We start from the raw sequence: 16,634 nt of genomic DNA, 5'->3' as shown, positions 1-16,634 counted from the left end.
ATCACCCCCTCACCAGCCGCACCTGTGACTGACTAACGCCATAGGGCTTAAGCATGGCCAGCGCCAGCTGCAGGTCCGAATCAAGCAATGCCGAACTGTTGGTACCGAGTTCTGCGAAGGTCTTTGAAACAGAAACGTCGTCAGCGTCAACCGTCTTACTCAGCAATACCCCCGAATCAGTTTTCTGCTGATACAGCCCGCCATTTGCCGCCGACAGCGCCGCATAGGCGCCAGCCTGTTTCACATCGTCAGGAATAATGGTTTCGTAAGTTGCCTTATTGCACGGCAGTTTCAGGTTAAGTCCATTCATCCAGGTATTGGCCATCAGCACAGATTTGGCTTTTTTGCTTTCATCTGTCCAGGTGGCACCGAGAATCGAATTGACGTCTTCAACGGTGATGAAAGTGATCATGCATCACTCCATTTCTTTCCAGCCGTGCGCCTTCCAGTTCTCCACTTCATCAGGGTGAACGTTGGCGGTATTGGGCGCACCCGGGAATGCCGGGAAATCGGTAACCATCGCCACCAGCTGCGATGTGGTCGATACGGGTTCGTTGTTATCCGCCTGCGTAGACGCAGTTTGCTCAGCAGCTCGTTGGGCGCGCTGCTCTTTTGTTAATCCGGCCATTAGCCCTCCACTAAAAAAAGGGGCCGAAGCCCCTGTTTATCAGCCCAGCAACAACGCTGAGTGCGCCGACTTAACTGCCGCTACGCCCCAGGACAAACCGACTTCGTAACGCACCTGGCGATACTGGCGGTACAGTGCTACCTGGTAAGTGATGCCAGATACGGGGTCAGTAACGTTCATCACATCATCCGCGGTATCCCCGCCCTGCGGCATTGCCGGGGTTCGGGATGCAAGCAGGAATGCATTGCGATCAAACGCCATGTTTGCGGTGTAGGCGCCACCAGCGGTAATAGCGGTGTTGTCGGCCAGTGCCTGACGTAAGCCAGGAGCAGCCAGGGTGATTGCTGTGGCCGTCGCAGCAGCAACAAGGTATTTATTGCTGTCCCCGTCAAACGTCACGATGTCACCCGCAGCAAAAGCACCTGTGCCGGTATCAATCGCAATCAGAATATCGCCTTCGGCTTTTGCTCCATTCACCAGGTATCCGGCAGCCGGAGATGCAGCGCGTTTCTTAACATGCGCGGATTCGTGGATATTGAAACCTTCCAGTCGCCCCACGATACCTTCGCGCAGAAGCGCATCAGTACCGGACTCGTTTACTTTGAACAGAACAGACTGTTTACCGCGGAGGTTAGCGATAGCCGAAGAACCGAGAACCATCTGCAGATCAGTTGTCGGCGAACCATTGTCAGAGAGAACCTGGCGCGCATTTGCCGCATCCGACAAATCACCTGCAATTCCGAAAGGAGCGGTGCCGGCCGAACCAACAGCACGAGAGGATGCGAAATACAAAGCCGCGAGATCTGCATCCATCTCATTAGCCAGCGCGCGAAAAGCCTGCTTAAACTGATCAGCAAGGATGGTGTTGTATGTCCCTGCGGGGCCCAGCGCCAGTTGTTCCTCACCGTTCCATTTGACCGGGGCCATTTTGGATTTGGTGATTTTGACATCAACGGTGCCGATCGTCTGGTCGCCGTCATTTGGCGCAGTAGCCCCCGGGGTAATATCAACAGTGGTTGCCGGTGGCGCAACTGGCGCAGTAACAGTCTGGTCCTTCGCCGCCGCATCAGCTTTAGCATTGCGCGATACAGCCGGGATAAAACCGACCTGTTCGCGAGATACGGTATCCAGAGCCGTGAAGATAGTCGGGATCAACCCGGTAAGCGTATTAGCCATGTTTATGTATTCCTTGGAGATTAAAATATAGGGTTGGTTGAGCTATCCAGCTCCGGCACCAGCTGCCATCCGGCGACTGGCAAAGAATTAATCGACGATGGTGATACCGTCTTTGAGAGTTGATTGCTGATCTGTCGGGCTCAAACTGGTAAACGCATCGCGTTTCATCGTTTTCTGCCCGAGTGAATGCTGAGACTGCCGTGAGCCGCCTCCCTGGTTGCCACTGGCCTTCAGAATGTGGTCTTTCTGTGGGTACTGCTCCACCAGGAATTCCAGCGCCTCATCAAAGGCCGCCAGTTCGCCCGGTTTAGAGCGGGAATAAATTTTGTTGCCAGAGCCATCATAGGCAACGACTTTGCCGTCCTCGACTTTGAAGGACTGACCGAACCGCGCCTGAAGCATATCTGCCGGAATTGCTACTTTATCTGCGATGAATTTCGAGCCAGAGAACCGGCCGCCGATCATTTCCTGATAAAGCTGGCCTTCAAGGGTCGTCGCACGCTGAGTAGCTTCATCAAGCTGGGCCTGGAATGATTTGGTGATATCCGCTTTAACCTGATCAACAGCGCCTGCGTCGATCAGTTTTTTCTGGTCGATTTTAGTCATCATCTCCAGCGCTTCGAGCGCCTTTGCCGGATCGCCGATTTTGGCAAACTTAGCCAGACCGGCTTCAGCGGCTTCTTTGGCTTCACGATGAGATTTTGCCTCGCCATTCAGAGAGGAGATTTTCCCAACGGCCTGCACAGCATCAAAACCAACTTCCTGGCCGTCATCGTGGACGTAGACGGGTAAGCCGCTGGAATCGACTTCTGCATAGCTTTTGCCGTTAACTTCGACTGTTTTCAGTTTCATGTGGTTACCTTTTCGGTGGTCATCCGACCGTTGCACCGCTCACCATCCGGATCACGGCAATAAAAAAGGCCGCCCGGAGGCAGCCTGATTGAAGACTTAAAAAGCTTTAAAGTCTGGCGTTGCGGAACGCCTGAGCATCCAGGTTACTAAGTTGCTCCAGAGTCAGCCATTCGCCCTTGTCGTTGTAGAAGTCATCGGGCGACATGCCGCCGTCACGAATCAGCCGGGCCCGGGTTACGCCAACGATCTGGGACTGTCGAGTGAACGACTGGCGTGAGAACCAGCCCTGATAATCGGTATCCGAAGGCACCTGCCCGTCCATGCTGGCACGTGAGCTATCTGATATTTGCCCAACAGCAATACCGAGCTCATCAGACGATTTCAGGATGTAGGTTTCGACGCTGCGACAGCAGAAATGGATTTTCCCGGGTCCCTGCAGATACGGCACCTTATGGCCGATCGGCTTGTTATCCAGTGTGTACTTGAGGCGGTCGCGAATCCGACAGTCTTTTGATGTACGGTTATCCAAAGTGGATAACCACTGCTTACCCTTCAAAATGTCATCGTTCGCATCTGCAAAGCTTTTCCTGGCCGTAGAAGCAAGATGCCCCACAGCCGTTTTTGCAATACTGCCGGCATTGGTTCGGCTCATCTGCAGCGCGCCATCTTGATAACCACGGTTAGCATGACCTCGGACCTTTCTGGCGATTTGCTCATGCGTATCGCCCAGGAGAAAACCCTGCCGCACTGTATTGGAAATTCTTGCCATCCTGTCAGCTTCAAGGTTATCTGCCCACTCCGAAAGCAGGCGCCCCTGAAACGGCTGTGCCATCGTAGCTGCGTAAATGGCATCAGGTGAAATGCCCACCAGTGGATGAAGCAATAGAACATCATCAGGGATCGCAAACTGGAACAGGCTCAGCTGAAAGCCTGCTTCGTGCTGAGCGAGTTGCTGCAGCTCATCAGATAGTCCCGCGTACATTGACTGCACAGCCTCGCGATTGAGAGCTCTGACACTAACGAGCAGCGCTTCCAGTCGCGACACGGTAAAGCTGTCAGCATCCAGGCTATCCATCGCTACCAGCAATCTGGCTGTCAGTTCCGCATCGCTGTCATTCAGGATTTTTATCATCCTGTTTGCAACACTGGTGCTGTACCGCGCTATCCATATCGCATGCGCTATCGATTCATCCTGAAGCTTGTCATTCGCCGTTGCCATTTGCACCATCCGGGTTACTCAGTCCGCCGGCCAGCGTGACCTGCTGATTTCGCAGCTCGTCGATTACCTCTTCGGGCTTCGCATCCGGATCGATAAATTTTAGGGCCTGCAAAACGCGAACAGCATCGACCTGACGTATATCACCACCCTGGCGGAGCGACTGAACAGCTGTTGCAGCTGCGGCATCAAACGTCTGGGCTGAAACATCCAGTTCGGTGCGTACATCGACATTGCCGCCTTCTTTCTCGCCCAGCCATTCCGCCATAATCTGCAGGATATTATCGAGCGCATCCTCAAGCGAACTTGCCATGGTGTAGAGAGGTGAATTCTCCTGCATCCGCTCTTCGTGAGTCTGGTCTAAGGATTTAGTCGATGTGTTTTCCGCGCGCAGCAGTTTTGCGCCGGCCTGACGCATCTGGTTTTCCAGATCCTCAAGGGAAATCTTACCGGCTTCAATCGCAGCCCCGGTATGCTCGACATATTCCAGTCCCTGCCGCTGTCGGTCATCGAAACGAGTCGCAGAGGAAGAACCTATCATCAACGTTTCGCCATCAGCCAGACCGTAAGCCACCAGCAACGGCACGCGAGCGACATGAAGAATGTTGTCCTGTTCACTCTGACTCTGCCAGTGCTTGATATTCAGTAAGGCGAGATTAAGCAGTGGCGGTGAACCGCGCATAAAGCCTGTGCGTTTCGTGTAAAGCGTCACCAGGGGAATATCATCGCGACTGGTTTCCCACTCGTCGTGAATCTGCCACTGGCTTTCGCCGTTTTCACCTTTATTTCGGCGATAAATTTCAACCTTGCCCGGCATGATATGGCGTATTTGCTCAACTTTTGTTTGCCCATAATCATCCCCATCAACAATGATGACCTCTCTGATACGCAGATCGGTCAGCACCACTTTCCCTTTAACCACTTTCGATTTCCAGCCGATGACCTGGCGAGGATTAAGCATCGTGGCATACGGGCGGGATCCCGCGGCTTTTTCGTCGGCTTTAGTTTTTACTGCCTCCCGGTCAATTTTCGGGAAATCCACCAGCGCATGTACCAGACCATACTGGAATCCGATGCTGAAAAATTGCTGTGCCCAGACATCGAGCCGGTTTCCTTCCATATCAATATCTGGCGACAGCTCCCGTATTTGTTCAGGAGAATCCTCACTCAATACCGTCGGCTCAGCAAACACTCGCCCGATGTTTTGTTTAATGGCCTCTTCATAGGCAGGGAGTAACGTTGCCGAAGCCAAACGCTCCTTATAACTTTCAGGATCTTCGTTCGGCCATTTCGGGAGATACTTCTTACCCTGCCGGCGCATTTCCAGCGTACCGCCCATCAGCGCATCATTAATATCCCATGCCTCAACCATGTCGTTATAGTCGAGGTTGGGCGTTGAAATATCAGGCATGGTTTTACATCCGCAGTTGGGTGACTTTTCCAGTCGGTTTGATAATCGGGAATTGCTTCACAATGAAATACCCACCGGCATCGTTGGGGTGATCGTTATCCGCCGTTTTATCCGGCTCACCGTTTTCGCCCCAAACCTGTTGCTCAAGCGATTCGGTGTACACCGGGCACCGCTTTACATTCACTTTGTAGCGACGTTCACCGTTACCATTGCAGAACATGGCATTCATCGCGTTGATGCGGTCTTTCACTGGCGGGTTTGATGCATTAACAACCACATTGAAGCCGGCCTGCTTAAGCTGAGCGATATCCGTGGCGCTGGCATTGCTGGATTTGCGGGAATCGCCGGAAGCGTCCGGGTAAATATAGATTTCCCGCACCTTGCGATAATCGTTGCCGTCGTACAGCCAGAACCGTTCTTTGATGATGCGGATCATGTCAGGGGTGTCGTAAGCCTTCACAATTTCATTCACCGCAAACGGAAGCCCCAGACGTAACACATGAACAACCCCGGCCATCTTCCCGACGTTGAAATCCATACCGATATACAGCGGCTCACCGGGTTGTTCTTCCTCCCGGCAGTTATTCAGCTTACGGTCAAACTGATGGTAAATCGTCCCGCTGGTAAGGTTGGTGAACTGGCCACGGAGATAAGCCTTGATCAGCTCCGGCGGGTATGACTCCATCAGCGACGGGATATAGTCCGGCGGCAGATTCTTTTCGTTGTCGAACGTCGAGGCCTGCACCAGGCCGTACAGCGTTGAGAGAGAAGGCTTATCGCGTACAGCCTTTGCGAACTGCTGATAAACGAATTTAAACCCTTCCGGCGTCGTGGTGACGTCGATCCCGTTACGAAGACCGGCCACGTTGTAACGCATACGAGCAATGATTTTTCGCCAGGCTAACTGCGCCTTTTTGGCGGGCATTACGTCCAGCTCATCAATCAGCGCATTACCGATTTTAAAACCAACAATGGTTTGCGGTTTCTCCATCGAGCGGCAAATCGTCGTTCCTCGGTACTGGCGCCCGGCGTAGAAGTGAACCTCTTTGTTTCCCTCGTTGATTTTGACATTCAGCCCCCAGTCGTGGGCCACCTCCTCAACAGTGGGATAAAAGATGTCACGGATCTGCGGATACGTTGGCGCAAAGTAACCCTGGTTGATTTTGGGGTGTTCCCACATCCCTTTGCAGATACCACCACAACCGACCCACGTCTTACCGGAACCGAAGCCGGCGACATAGGCCTTAAATTTGTACTGCATCGCAAGGAATTTGGCCTGAGGGATGTTAAGCGTCGGTGCTATCGCCATCCTCTTCCCTCACTCGTGCATCGACTACGTTGATATTGATTGCAACTGGCGTTGGTTCGTCATCCTCCGGGTCAGCAGCCAGCTCTTTGCGTAATTTTTCAACCTCCAGCTGCCGGTGCTCAATTTCAATCAGCTGCAGACGCTGGGCGAACTCGCTATCAGCCAGGCCGAGCCGTTTCATCACCGCCTCGTACATGCGCTCGCGGCTAATAGCTGTAATCTCTACGCCATTCTTCCCAAGCTTCACACCTGAATAGGCAAGCGCAGCATCAGGCGCCAGTTTGCGCGTATCGGCGAAGAAAGGCTGGCCGATGCCGTCACCATTGCATCGAGGGCATTCAGAGTTAGGTGCGCTGGTGTGGTCGTAACCGTAGCCGCCATCATCCAAAGGCTCTCGACGTTTCCGCTCAAGCGCTTCGAGTCGCTTCTCTTCGTACTCAACAGCGTCACGCCATTGATACTGGTGACCGAAGCCCCAGCAGTAACGACAGCTTCCGCGACGATACTGCGATAGCTGGTTGGCATCAAAGGTGGCCAGACGCCACATCTGCTCAAGCACTTCATCAGCACTTCCAAGCGTGCGCACAATGGATGCTTTCTGCTGCTGCGCAACAGCCTGCGCAACTGAAGTTTTCTGAAGCAGCTGATAACCAATTTGTTCAGCAGTCTTCTTGCTATACCCGGCTCGAATGGCGGCCTGCGTGGCGTTGTTGTCCTTCAGGTATTCCGCGACAAATGAACGTTGTTGATCGGTGAGGCCATCATCATCCACCAACTCTTCTGCGCACTTTTCCTTTTGCGCAGTGCGCAGTTTCTTCTGCGCAGGTTTTTGCGCAGTGGGTTTCTTGATGTATCGGCGGGCGGTAGCGTAATTCAGTCCCTGCGCTTCACACCAATCCTTCGGTGATACGCCGGTTGCGGCATGATCGGACAGGAACCGTTGCTGAAGCTCGCCCCAGTCCGGTTTTGCCATGGATTATTCCTATTTAACGTGAGGGAGAAAAAGGAATTACTGATTCTCCATAAAATATTCACTTTTATGTTTTGGAATTAAGGCTCTTTAGTTCAGGAGTTATTATGAAAAGAATTATGCTTGCTGTTTTTGTGATCTGTGGTGCGCTGTCACTTTCAGGATGTATCCTTCCCCCTGGTCCCCATGGAGGCGGACATGGTGGAGATCACTTCCATGGTCCTGAGCATCGTTAATCGCCTGAGGGCTTTCATTTTACAAATGATGAAAAAGGCCGCAAAAATATGCGGCCTTTAGTTACTACCAGCTAGCGTATAAAGAATCTCTCAGGAGCCACCCGGGAGAGGTTCATCTATACGGCTAACTGACCTCTGCCGTTCTGGTGTTGGCAGGCAGAGACGTTATGAGAGTAGTGAGTATTTCAAAATTCACCGGGATAAACAGACAATGATGTCAGTTACCCCGTGTAACTGGTAATTGGTGATTGATTGAACTGTCAGCTCAGACGATTTGTCTGATGGTCATTATCACAGGCACTCTATGAACGCCTGCTGTAATGCCTTAGCTGACCTGCTCAGCGGCAGTATCAAACAGCGCCAGCGCTTCGGTCGCTTCCTGGATTGCCTTACGGGTCTTCGAGACAATCTCACTTTCCGTGAAAACACGATCGAAAGAGTCAGCGAATAGCTCAGACTTCAGATAGCTGTCGCCTACCCAGTCAATGGCTAACTTCGCCGCTGCAGTGTCGTAATTCACTTTCTTGATAATATCCAGGCGGATTTGCTCAGATGCGGTGATCTCTGACATGTCTTACCTCTTTGATAAATAATACATACAGAAAGGCCCTGTATTAACAGGGCCTTTTATCGTCAAACTTTAGGGAACCAACGCTACAAGCCAGGTAAAGTAATGACACCCTGACTTTATACTAAAAAGTGACTCATATTAGAGCTAATGGTGATCATCCATAAAACCAGCCTGCGACACCAAGGAACATAGCTGACAGAAAACAACAAATTGCAGTTTTATGCATCAATACACCGTAAAAGGCGCAAGATATCACGACAAGAAGTACAATAAGGACAGGCCACATACTAAACAAAAGAATAGCATATGACTCTGAATTATTATAAATATTATTTTGCACTAGCATCATAATCCTTCTACGGTGTTTGAAAGCATTGCAATGATGCTAATTTTAAATTCCAACAGCGAATTTATAATAAGTAGAAATCACCAAACCAACGAAAAATCACTCTTACCAAACAAAAATCATTATCAAGAAGATTCAACTACAACCCAAATATTCAACCCCTGTATATAACGCTGCACCGGAACACAAACAAATACACCTTCATTTAAACTTACTGACTTTATTATACTACCCGCAGGAGGAAAAACATCCCCACTCCCAGGCAACTTGTTAATTTGTTCAGTACCATATCGATAATACTCTGGAAGTTGTGGAAGTTTGCACTCAGTCATAATTAGCAGCTCATTTTATAAGAACTCAATGTAGCATACATGATGAACTAAAAAACCCACATTGCAAACAATATATTTCGTTAAAGTGAAAAACATTGCTTCGCGAGGAGATTTTTTTGTTCACAGCTTCTCTTACCCTCTAAATTCCCTAAGGTTTTACCTAATATCTTAATTTTGAAATGGTAGAAATATTATGAAAGTTACAGACGTACAATCCATGAAGCATACACTCGCTACGCTTGTTATATCCGAAATGTTATCTAAACTAACTTATGACTTTGCTCTGCCATGACAAAGTCCACTGTTCTACCCGTGAGCTCAGGGATGAGCCACTTCCTATAGTGTCAGACCATCCATTTTTTCTCAAAACCAGTAGAAAAACACCTCGAAATCTGACTAAACTCCGACATTGGCTGCCCCTGCAGCGCCCCGTCAATTTGTCGGATTTACTCCACGGGTTTTTTTATCACCTGAAGCTGCTGGGCAAAGGCTCCAAGAATCCAGCCCACCAGCGGTACACATTCCCAGCATCCAGAAGCAGGATACCTGAGAGATGTTATATCCTTCGAACATATGAGGAATGTATCGTAAGTAGTTCTATTCAAAGGTGAGTTCATCAAGCCTTAATGGTTTTCTTATAAAAGCCTTTTGGCATTCGATTATGAGTATCTGCCCCTCGCACAATGAGCAAAACACAGGAGAGGATTTACCGGAATCACCATTTCCACAGGTGAGCTCCTAACCCCATAAATAGTGCGCCCAACCGTGTTATCTCTGATAAATTACATAAAAGACCTTGCGTTTACTTACCCGTGGACCTCAAGGATGAAGCCATTTATTTAACTCAATGAGCAGAGGTAATGCTACGGCAGTTGGCTTGCACTGCTTTGTTGTGCGCCAGAATGTCGCGCTTGGTCTGCATATCCAGCACGTCGATATCGTGGTCGGTCAAGTAGATGACCCTCACCCAGTTGCACGCCGTATCAACGACTACCGGGGCGGGTGAAGTGCTCGCGCAGCTCCCGATCAACATTGTTATCAGGCATATGGCTAACAGTCTGCTGTACATCAATGGCCCCTTTCACAACTTCCGCCTTACGTTCTGCCGCGGCGACGGTGGCGGCGGCATTCTCTTCGGTACGCTGCAGATCGGCTTTGGCTTCTGCCTTACTGGTACCGCGAGCATGACCAATACCGAACGTGCCAGCTATAGCGCCCAGGATGACGACCACCAGCCCAGCAATAATTTCGAAGCTCATCGCTGCGGCTCCTTCAGTTCTTCGGCCTTAGCTTTCAATGCTGGCTGGCGTACGTATTGCGAAAGCACCGCCAGCACCACCAGCGCAGGGCTAATCAACGCAACAATGTTTGGAGGCAGAATGTTTTTGATATCCGGCGGCAGCATCGCCCAGGCGTGCAGCGCAGCATCCGGGAACGACTGCGCCCACATGCCAACCAGCGCACCGATAGCCCCCAGCTTTACAGACCACGTTTTCAGCAGCAGGCTGGCATGGGCAACGAACTCCAGCCGGGTATATTTGCGCAGCAGTAAGAGAACGAGCAAAGCCACCAGCACGAGCAAAGCGAAGATGATCATCTTCATAGCACGCGCTCCTTAACCCAGCCGTAGAGAAAATCCTCGTTGGCTTCGCGACCCTCCGCCAGTTCGAGGTATCTGGCGCCCTGGCTGCAGTTCAGCGCGCGTAACAGAACCTGTTCCCCCTCTTTCCCTCGGGCTGAAAGATATCCCTTAAGCGCAGTGATGGTTCGGGGGCCAATGGCGCCATCCGGGATCAGATCGGGATACAACTTCCCACGCATGTTAAGGGCAGTGAGCCAGCGCTGGAAAAACTTACTTGCAACCAATGGCCCCATGTTCACGCCAGTGTCGCAAAGCTCATCTGCCAGTAACGTAGATAAACTTGCCACCTGATCGAATCGGGGGCCGGTCCAGTAATCGCTGAGCAGAATTTGCTTTGCTGTTTCCCTGGGCAGGTTTCTCATATCACCGGTGTAACCATGTGCTCGAGCTGTGGTCTGCGTGATGCCCCAGCGGGTCGGCCCGCCTTTATCCGACGGATGATCGACATAACCACCCTCTTTGCCGAGGATCCCCTCGATAGTCTTGTCTGCTGTCATTGTGCTTTCACTCCGGTGATTCGTTCCCAGAAATACGTGAGCGCTACGGAACCCATAGCACCACTGATACCGGCAGTGGCCAATATCATGTAAATACTCAGGCCACCTTCAATGCTGATGAGCCCACCAATAACCCCGGTAAAAGCCGAAACCACAATCTGCGCAAAAGCATTTATCCAGCTCCATTTTGCTTTGCCCTGCTTTACATCCATCAGGAATCGGACAAGGCCGCCCCAACCAGCAATGATCAGCAGAGCCAGCCAGGTGATTCCGGCCATGCTCTCTTTGTCTTGCATATGCTTTGCCATAGGTTCACCTCCGGGTTAACGGGGTGCTGTGAGTTTGATAAGGATCAGGACCGGCGGGAGGAATACTCATCAATGGTGATTCCGGGTACCTGAAAGAAAAAAACCACCTGTGCGAGGTGGTTGGGAAATTCAATACGAGCTATGTATCAGTGGATAGTGTATGGTTGCGGACCATTCATCAGGAAATGTCATATGCAACAACGCAAAAACTCAAAAAACAATCGCAACTACCTCATCAAATGTACCTGCCCTAACTGCATCAACCAATCAGAACATAGTTACACCCGAGTCCAAAAAGGTTCTGCGCTGATGTGCCCCCACTGCAGTAAGATTTTCACTCAAGACAAACTCCCTCTAGCTTAGGCTTTACGTAATCATAGTATCGGTAAAGCATCCACTACCGTGCCCGTCTTGATTAGAAAAGTGAGTCCGTTAGCTAAATTCCGCCAAGACTGGTGACTGAACTTTTGACGTGCAGGGCCCCAGAAGACAGCAGGCCTACCGTAATGGAAGGCCATAAGGGGTTATGCTGCATGTGGGGTGCCAGATAACGACAGGTAATTCTTCGGTCAGTCATCATGGCTCGCGCTGAGGATTCACATCTTAGTGTTTACCCCTTCGCCAGCCAGATGAAGGTATAGCTTTTTTTGATTTTTTCTTTTAGCTGTTACGAGGAAAAAAAAGAAGCCCGCTGAGAGAGGCGGGCTGAAGTTGGCATTTCAAGGAGCAACGGTAAGAGCGCGCCTGATTGTCCGAGCTACCGATTTACCAGGATGCATTTGTTTTTACCGTTACGTTCTATAAACATAGAAGGGCAACCGCAGAAGTAAACCTTCCATAAATCTTAAATATGTTATGTGGCAGTGTGGTGCCGGGTGCCTCCCGGTGAGCATGCCCCAGTCGGCATGGCCGCGCTGCATTTACAGGTTTCTGTAACTGACTGGTCGCCCCTCCGCATAGGGGGATTCACCACATCAATACGTTATGCTGCAAACATAGCTAGCGTCAATACACTCTGCATGAGTCGCAGCTACCTTCGCAGCGAACATTGCTATCGAAGAGCGACTAATCACAGGCATAAAAAACCCGCATTTTATGCGGGCTTATGACTTCGCAGCTTAGATTATCTGAATGCTGAATTCAGAGAAACTTCAGCATCCGGTTCGTGCGTAATTCTGTTTCTCAGATCCCGGCGAATTATCTCAATGGACCAGAACCACACCAGGTGACCAAATATTTCAGAAACGTTTTCATACCATGGAAGCTCAATCAACGGTGGGGTTAGGCCCATAAGCGGAAACGAAATCATATGGACAAACAGTTGTGCGAGTGCACCTGCAAGTAAACCCTGCCACAGCTTGATTTTTGGAAACACCTCGGCAACTACACAATACCCAACCGCAAACACGATGGAGAATATGATATGCGTTACACCTACCCAGTTAAACACATGTCCGGCAAAGGTATAGACAGCCGCATTTGGATCGGCCAGCCCTAACCAATCACGCAGGAAAATATAAGGAGGGTTAAGGAAGTTTCTGGAACAATCAATTTGCCCGGCAACTCGAATTAATGACTCTGGTCCACAGGCACTGGTAAACATATCGACAGGACTACGCGGTGGTAATGGTACTTCAGCACCCCATTTAACAAATGCTGAAACCACCCCAGAAATAAGCCCGATAAACAGTGCAACACCATAATGCCGTCTGCGGGGTTCGGTTCGCACAAAAATATCTTTTAACGCCATAAAGCCATCACTTATAAAGAATATTTACAGTTCCTTAATATTCCTTAAGTTTGTCGCATGGCATTTTGATTCAGATCACACTTTATAGCCGATTTCAGGCATTTGTTTTCAAAAACACAAAACCCTGCAGAAGCAGGGTTTATATGAATGTTTTCGCTCAGGCGTTTTATTCCACGATTTAAAATATACACGACAACTTCGGACAAAATCAAGCATCGTGCGCTTAAAATGCAAAATAATGCGCCCATTTACTCAATCAGCTGTTGCTCGTTGAAACTCTTTATCTGCCCTCTCCTCTTCCTTCCAGCACAGGTCCACCAGCGCATCGCAGAAAGGTTTCCAGTTGCGTGTCCATGTTCTGATGTGCAGGTCTGGGATAAGCGTCAGAATCGCTTTATAAGCAGCAGTAGACGGCATCGCTGAAAAGCCATTCCCCGAACAGCGTTCACAGATTTTATATACCGGTGCTCCCTGCTCTTTTGTCGCTTTGCGGTCCAGAACCCGGCCAGAACCACCACAGCGGCAGCGAGCGTTTATTTTCCCCTTACCGTCACAGGCTTCACACTTAGCGCTGAAGACGGCTGTTACTTCAGTCCACTTATCCCAGTCGGAAGGACAGACAGCACGGGATTTTTTAGCCCAATATGGTGCTTTGCCCCACGGATTAGAAACTTTGCGTTCCGTGGTAGTGGTTTCAATCTTTCCGGTGCCACTGCATACCTTGCAGACTCCCGTTGTTTGCGCGGACCGGGAATACTCCGCAAAAGCAAACTGCGCTAAAATCAGGCAACAGCGCCCCAGCTCTTTACCCGCTGTTTTACGTATGTTCTTCGGTGCGGTTTCAATCGCATACCGCGCTAGCGCCTGGACGGCCAACTGCTCATCTGTCTTGCTGATGCCAGTCTTTCCAAAGAACGCTGCCAGTCCGAACCTTGCCCTGCTGCTTGTCACCCCAATACCAGCCATAACATCCGTACCGTTGAGACGGTCAGGTGATGTGCTTTTCACATCGTCGCTGATGTGCATACCCTGAGGGCTGAAATGTTTCAAGGATGCTTCGAGTTTCATACTTTCAGTAACCCCTCTTTTTTCCATATAGCCAATGTTCTGATCACGCCTTCCGCATGCATCAGGCGCAGTTCGTCGCGGGTGTAATCGGTGGTTCTCTTTCTGCCATCAATGAGATCGTGGCAAGCACTGCAGGCTATAGCGCCCTGTGTATCGTCCGGCTTGCATCCAGTTCCGCAGGTACCCGCCAGGCGGTAGTGCGCCAACACGCTGGTTTCCGGATTGCCATTGCAATACCCGGGGATCCGCACTGTGCATTCGCGGCCTCGGGCCGCTTTGCGAAGATTCGCCATACTCACCCCCACATCCTGTTGCGCCAGCGAGAGTCTGGCCGCGGCGGATATTTGTCCTCCACCAGCTGCGCGCTGACGGTCCATGTCATAAAGTCAGGGTTTAAGCTTCGTTCGACCTTTACGCCCCGCTGACGATATCTCGCCACCAATTCTTCGGCCTGCTGCGTTGTGCATTCCTGATGGTGAAACCATGAGCGTTTCATCGGCATCACCCCGCGAAGCTTAAAAGCTGGTTGGCGGCGTTCTCAGCTTCCTGCCGGCTGTTGAACGAACGAGAGAGGATCCACCGCCAGAGAACATCGAGCGATGATTTGTACAGTTCCTGAAATTCGCATTCGTCCATGCTTGCGAAAGAAATGCTGCGAGGGTGTTTTTTCAGCGTGCCGTCAGGCAGCTGTATAGCGTCATAGTGGCCGGCTTCAACGATGACCCACGCCCTGTAAGCATCGAAGGATTTGCAAATACTGATAGAGCCAGATCGCTTCTCGGCTATTCGGTCGAGATATTGCCCGGCGGCATCAAGTAACGCCGATTCACTCCCGCCATATGCAGCAAGGTATTTGGCGTAACCTGTGATAAGCCTGCGCTCATTAGACGAAATCGCCCCGCCGGTAGGTTCCCAATATTCAAAACCTAGATTGAGTAAAGCAAAGTAACGGCGGTGAAACGCCGGATTGCGGACAAGCTTAAAGTCGGCCTCCAGAACGGCGCCGAGCTTGCATTTTGATTGCAAGAAATCGCTGGTCTCCTGCGTGGCAGGGATTAGAATTCCTTGGGTATGTTTTATAAGGTGTAATTGCTGCGCCATGGGTTTCACTCCGTGGCGCTGAGATGCTCCGTTGCCGTTGTTCAGGCGGCAGGTAAATTATTGCAGCTTACTCTCGGTTTCGTCAATGCAGCCAGCTTCTTTAGCTAGCTCTTTAAACTCTTCAATCGTTAGCAAAAACTGACTTTTTCTTACCTTTTCGAGTCCGGTTATTTTCCCTCCATCACTCGAAATTAAAAACTTCCCGCCCTGCCTGATAATGTCCACCACTTCGGCGATATCGAGCTCCACTTCATCCCCCTGAGCGACATACAGACGCAAAAAATATAGTCCGGCGACAGCATCAAAGGGACACGCTTATTGCGATACTTTGGGAAATGCCAGCCACCAAAAGGTGAATCAGTAAAACCAGTCGTCCGCGCTTTCCCACGTCTCTTGCAGGATTTGCTCTACGCGTTTCTTATCGCCATCAGCGCCACCCAAAACGCTAAGGCCATCGTTGCTTGTGTGTCGAATGGTTAATTTGCAGTCATCATAAGACTGGGACAAGCGGCGCAGCAATTCTTGCTCAAGCGCAGGTATGGCACCGTCAGGAAGTTTTTTTGTTTATCAATGGTGACTTCTACTTTCATGGTTAGCACCTCACACAGAGACTGTATAAATAAACAGTATACCGGTTGCATGAAATGTTCAACCCCTCTGCAGCACTTTTTACCAACACCATGCTTATGTTTAGATTGATGTTTTTCCATATTAAAAAAACCGCCGAAGCGGGTTTTATCATGCTGCAATGTCTTTTTTCAGGCACATCTCCGGTAAATTAGCCCTCACCAGCGCTTTAGCAAAAGGCGGAGGAACCGCATTACCACTACGCGCAACCTGCTTGTCTTTAGCGCACTTCACACTGCAGGAATACATGTCGATTATCTACCGCTGCGAAAACCCCGATCCTCGTAGATTTTCATTTTAATCAACTATAAAAAAGCCCTCTCCGAAGAGAAGGCTTTTCATTTTTTTGCCCGGAAAACGGATTGGATAACGCAGTAAACAAGACCACAGATATGAGGCATTGAGCATCCCGCGAAAATCGTCAGGGCTTCATCAGATAGTCCAAGAAGCCCAAGCCCCACGCAGACAAATACTGCATTTACTACAACAACCTGAACAATCATCACGATCAGAAGGGTTATTGCATACAAATCTTTAATCCGGATGTTGTTTACTTTGTGCGCCATGTGTCCCCACTTGGCGCCGGGGTAAAGT

22 protein-coding genes and 1 pseudogene are annotated in these 16,634 nt (G+C 50.3%); 1 reads left to right on the top strand and 22 read right to left on the bottom strand.

What is annotated here, in order from left to right; translation table 11 throughout:
* Position 1: 1 nt before the first annotated feature.
* From ABLU73_RS10415 to ABLU73_RS10350, 14 genes are all read right to left on the bottom strand, one after another.
* A complete protein-coding gene (locus ABLU73_RS10415) occupies positions 2–412 on the bottom strand; it encodes a protein singed (protein ID WP_264923526.1) in 411 nt (136 codons plus the stop codon).
* A gap of 3 nt (positions 413–415) precedes the next feature.
* Positions 416–628, bottom strand: a complete 213-nt coding sequence (locus ABLU73_RS10410) for a hypothetical protein (protein ID WP_016160819.1) — start codon at positions 626–628, stop codon at positions 416–418.
* A gap of 39 nt (positions 629–667) precedes the next feature.
* A complete protein-coding gene (locus ABLU73_RS10405; protein ID WP_062913833.1) occupies positions 668–1,804 on the bottom strand; it encodes a P22 phage major capsid protein family protein in 1,137 nt (378 codons plus the stop codon).
* 87 nt (positions 1,805–1,891) lie between these two features.
* Positions 1,892–2,656: a DUF6651 domain-containing protein gene (locus ABLU73_RS10400; protein ID WP_024359389.1), complete on the bottom strand. Its 765-nt coding sequence runs from the start codon at positions 2,654–2,656 to the stop codon at positions 1,892–1,894.
* A gap of 106 nt (positions 2,657–2,762) precedes the next feature.
* Entirely contained in the window at positions 2,763–3,875 is a 1,113-nt protein-coding gene (locus ABLU73_RS10395; protein ID WP_348850179.1) for a phage minor head protein, read from the bottom strand.
* Positions 3,859–5,283, bottom strand: coding sequence for a DUF4055 domain-containing protein (locus tag ABLU73_RS10390; protein WP_348850178.1), 1,425 nt, complete (start codon positions 5,281–5,283; stop codon positions 3,859–3,861). The genes ABLU73_RS10395 and ABLU73_RS10390 overlap by 17 nt, the downstream gene beginning before the upstream one ends.
* A gap of 4 nt (positions 5,284–5,287) precedes the next feature.
* Positions 5,288–6,592, bottom strand: coding sequence for a terminase family protein (locus ABLU73_RS10385; RefSeq protein ID WP_012967901.1), 1,305 nt, complete (start codon positions 6,590–6,592; stop codon positions 5,288–5,290).
* A complete protein-coding gene (locus ABLU73_RS10380) occupies positions 6,570–7,565 on the bottom strand; it encodes a terminase small subunit (protein ID WP_348850177.1) in 996 nt (331 codons plus the stop codon). Before ABLU73_RS10380 ends, ABLU73_RS10385 begins: the two co-directional genes overlap by 23 nt.
* A 558-nt stretch (positions 7,566–8,123) precedes the next feature.
* The gene (locus ABLU73_RS10375) at positions 8,124–8,369 is read right to left on the bottom strand and encodes a DUF2560 family protein (RefSeq protein WP_004184480.1); all 246 of its coding nucleotides are present in this window, start codon (positions 8,367–8,369) and stop codon (positions 8,124–8,126) included.
* A gap of 1,522 nt (positions 8,370–9,891) precedes the next feature.
* Positions 9,892–10,080, bottom strand: coding sequence for a hypothetical protein (locus ABLU73_RS10370; RefSeq protein WP_071787613.1), 189 nt, complete (start codon positions 10,078–10,080; stop codon positions 9,892–9,894).
* The gene (locus ABLU73_RS10365) at positions 10,031–10,306 is read right to left on the bottom strand and encodes a hypothetical protein (RefSeq protein ID WP_094917888.1); all 276 of its coding nucleotides are present in this window, start codon (positions 10,304–10,306) and stop codon (positions 10,031–10,033) included. Before ABLU73_RS10365 ends, ABLU73_RS10370 begins: the two co-directional genes overlap by 50 nt.
* Positions 10,303–10,650, bottom strand: a complete 348-nt coding sequence (locus ABLU73_RS10360) for a hypothetical protein (RefSeq protein WP_110226414.1) — start codon at positions 10,648–10,650, stop codon at positions 10,303–10,305. Before ABLU73_RS10360 ends, ABLU73_RS10365 begins: the two co-directional genes overlap by 4 nt.
* Positions 10,647–11,186, bottom strand: a complete 540-nt coding sequence (locus ABLU73_RS10355; RefSeq protein ID WP_040146384.1) for a putative peptidoglycan-binding domain-containing protein — start codon at positions 11,184–11,186, stop codon at positions 10,647–10,649. The genes ABLU73_RS10360 and ABLU73_RS10355 overlap by 4 nt, the downstream gene beginning before the upstream one ends.
* Positions 11,183–11,482 carry a phage holin family protein gene (locus tag ABLU73_RS10350; RefSeq protein ID WP_024176410.1) on the bottom strand — a complete coding sequence of 100 codons (300 nt, stop codon included), beginning with the start codon at positions 11,480–11,482 and terminating at the stop codon, positions 11,183–11,185. The genes ABLU73_RS10355 and ABLU73_RS10350 overlap by 4 nt, the downstream gene beginning before the upstream one ends.
* 153 nt (positions 11,483–11,635) lie before the next feature.
* Here ABLU73_RS10350 and ABLU73_RS10345 point away from each other — a divergent pair, with 153 nt between their 5' ends.
* Positions 11,636–11,857, top strand: a complete 222-nt coding sequence (locus ABLU73_RS10345; protein ID WP_306293433.1) for a YnfU family zinc-binding protein — start codon at positions 11,636–11,638, stop codon at positions 11,855–11,857.
* Between the two features lie 760 nt (positions 11,858–12,617).
* On the opposite strand, the gene ABLU73_RS10340 is transcribed toward ABLU73_RS10345, so the two are convergent.
* The 8 genes and pseudogenes from ABLU73_RS10340 to ABLU73_RS10305 all read right to left on the bottom strand — a co-directional run bounded on the left by ABLU73_RS10340 (position 12,618) and on the right by ABLU73_RS10305 (position 16,606).
* Positions 12,618–13,244: a YagU family protein gene (locus tag ABLU73_RS10340; protein WP_032741138.1), complete on the bottom strand. Its 627-nt coding sequence runs from the start codon at positions 13,242–13,244 to the stop codon at positions 12,618–12,620.
* 252 nt (positions 13,245–13,496) lie between these two features.
* Complete coding sequence (locus ABLU73_RS10335; protein ID WP_048324672.1) at positions 13,497–14,312, bottom strand: antitermination protein; 816 nt, start codon at positions 14,310–14,312, stop codon at positions 13,497–13,499.
* Positions 14,309–14,605 (bottom strand): DUF1364 domain-containing protein, encoded by a 297-nt coding sequence (locus ABLU73_RS10330; RefSeq protein ID WP_048324675.1) that lies wholly within the window; start codon positions 14,603–14,605, stop codon positions 14,309–14,311. Before ABLU73_RS10330 ends, ABLU73_RS10335 begins: the two co-directional genes overlap by 4 nt.
* A gap of 2 nt (positions 14,606–14,607) precedes the next feature.
* Positions 14,608–14,814 carry a hypothetical protein gene (locus ABLU73_RS10325; protein WP_110216892.1) on the bottom strand — a complete coding sequence of 69 codons (207 nt, stop codon included), beginning with the start codon at positions 14,812–14,814 and terminating at the stop codon, positions 14,608–14,610.
* Positions 14,814–15,413 (bottom strand): DUF1367 family protein, encoded by a 600-nt coding sequence (locus tag ABLU73_RS10320; protein ID WP_110216891.1) that lies wholly within the window; start codon positions 15,411–15,413, stop codon positions 14,814–14,816. Before ABLU73_RS10320 ends, ABLU73_RS10325 begins: the two co-directional genes overlap by 1 nt.
* A gap of 57 nt (positions 15,414–15,470) precedes the next feature.
* Positions 15,471–15,662 (bottom strand): hypothetical protein, encoded by a 192-nt coding sequence (locus ABLU73_RS10315; RefSeq protein ID WP_019704502.1) that lies wholly within the window; start codon positions 15,660–15,662, stop codon positions 15,471–15,473.
* Positions 15,663–15,770: 108 nt separating this feature from the next.
* Positions 15,771–16,003 (bottom strand): annotated as a pseudogene (locus ABLU73_RS10310) (DinI-like family protein).
* A 375-nt stretch (positions 16,004–16,378) separates the two neighbouring features.
* Positions 16,379–16,606, bottom strand: coding sequence for a hypothetical protein (locus ABLU73_RS10305; RefSeq protein WP_142668324.1), 228 nt, complete (start codon positions 16,604–16,606; stop codon positions 16,379–16,381).
* Positions 16,607–16,634 lie beyond the last annotated feature (28 nt).

Source organism: Klebsiella sp. GG_Kp175 (assembly GCF_040062325.1).
GTDB classification, from domain to species: domain Bacteria; phylum Pseudomonadota; class Gammaproteobacteria; order Enterobacterales; family Enterobacteriaceae; genus Klebsiella; species Klebsiella quasipneumoniae.
This window is presented reverse-complemented; position numbering and strand designations above follow the sequence as displayed.

Excerpts from the sequence above, each read along its gene's own strand:
- ABLU73_RS10415 (WP_264923526.1), bottom strand. The coding sequence starts at position 412 with ATGATCACTTTCATCACCGTTGAAGACGTCAATTCGATTCTCGGTGCC.
- ABLU73_RS10410 (WP_016160819.1), bottom strand. The coding sequence starts at position 628 with ATGGCCGGATTAACAAAAGAGCAGCGCGCCCAACGAGCTGCTGAGCAA.
- ABLU73_RS10405 (WP_062913833.1), bottom strand. The coding sequence starts at position 1,804 with ATGGCTAATACGCTTACCGGGTTGATCCCGACTATCTTCACGGCTCTG.
- ABLU73_RS10400 (WP_024359389.1), bottom strand. The coding sequence starts at position 2,656 with ATGAAACTGAAAACAGTCGAAGTTAACGGCAAAAGCTATGCAGAAGTC.
- ABLU73_RS10395 (WP_348850179.1), bottom strand. The coding sequence starts at position 3,875 with ATGGCAACGGCGAATGACAAGCTTCAGGATGAATCGATAGCGCATGCG.
- ABLU73_RS10390 (WP_348850178.1), bottom strand. The coding sequence starts at position 5,283 with ATGCCTGATATTTCAACGCCCAACCTCGACTATAACGACATGGTTGAG.
- ABLU73_RS10385 (WP_012967901.1), bottom strand. The coding sequence starts at position 6,592 with ATGGCGATAGCACCGACGCTTAACATCCCTCAGGCCAAATTCCTTGCG.
- ABLU73_RS10380 (WP_348850177.1), bottom strand. The coding sequence starts at position 7,565 with ATGGCAAAACCGGACTGGGGCGAGCTTCAGCAACGGTTCCTGTCCGAT.
- ABLU73_RS10375 (WP_004184480.1), bottom strand. The coding sequence starts at position 8,369 with ATGTCAGAGATCACCGCATCTGAGCAAATCCGCCTGGATATTATCAAG.
- ABLU73_RS10370 (WP_071787613.1), bottom strand. The coding sequence starts at position 10,080 with ATGTTGATCGGGAGCTGCGCGAGCACTTCACCCGCCCCGGTAGTCGTT.
- ABLU73_RS10365 (WP_094917888.1), bottom strand. The coding sequence starts at position 10,306 with ATGAGCTTCGAAATTATTGCTGGGCTGGTGGTCGTCATCCTGGGCGCT.
- ABLU73_RS10360 (WP_110226414.1), bottom strand. The coding sequence starts at position 10,650 with ATGAAGATGATCATCTTCGCTTTGCTCGTGCTGGTGGCTTTGCTCGTT.
- ABLU73_RS10355 (WP_040146384.1), bottom strand. The coding sequence starts at position 11,186 with ATGACAGCAGACAAGACTATCGAGGGGATCCTCGGCAAAGAGGGTGGT.
- ABLU73_RS10350 (WP_024176410.1), bottom strand. The coding sequence starts at position 11,482 with ATGCAAGACAAAGAGAGCATGGCCGGAATCACCTGGCTGGCTCTGCTG.
- ABLU73_RS10345 (WP_306293433.1), top strand. The coding sequence starts at position 11,636 with ATGTATCAGTGGATAGTGTATGGTTGCGGACCATTCATCAGGAAATGT.
- ABLU73_RS10340 (WP_032741138.1), bottom strand. The coding sequence starts at position 13,244 with ATGGCGTTAAAAGATATTTTTGTGCGAACCGAACCCCGCAGACGGCAT.
- ABLU73_RS10335 (WP_048324672.1), bottom strand. The coding sequence starts at position 14,312 with ATGAAACTCGAAGCATCCTTGAAACATTTCAGCCCTCAGGGTATGCAC.
- ABLU73_RS10330 (WP_048324675.1), bottom strand. The coding sequence starts at position 14,605 with ATGGCGAATCTTCGCAAAGCGGCCCGAGGCCGCGAATGCACAGTGCGG.
- ABLU73_RS10325 (WP_110216892.1), bottom strand. The coding sequence starts at position 14,814 with ATGCCGATGAAACGCTCATGGTTTCACCATCAGGAATGCACAACGCAG.
- ABLU73_RS10320 (WP_110216891.1), bottom strand. The coding sequence starts at position 15,413 with ATGGCGCAGCAATTACACCTTATAAAACATACCCAAGGAATTCTAATC.
- ABLU73_RS10305 (WP_142668324.1), bottom strand. The coding sequence starts at position 16,606 with ATGGCGCACAAAGTAAACAACATCCGGATTAAAGATTTGTATGCAATA.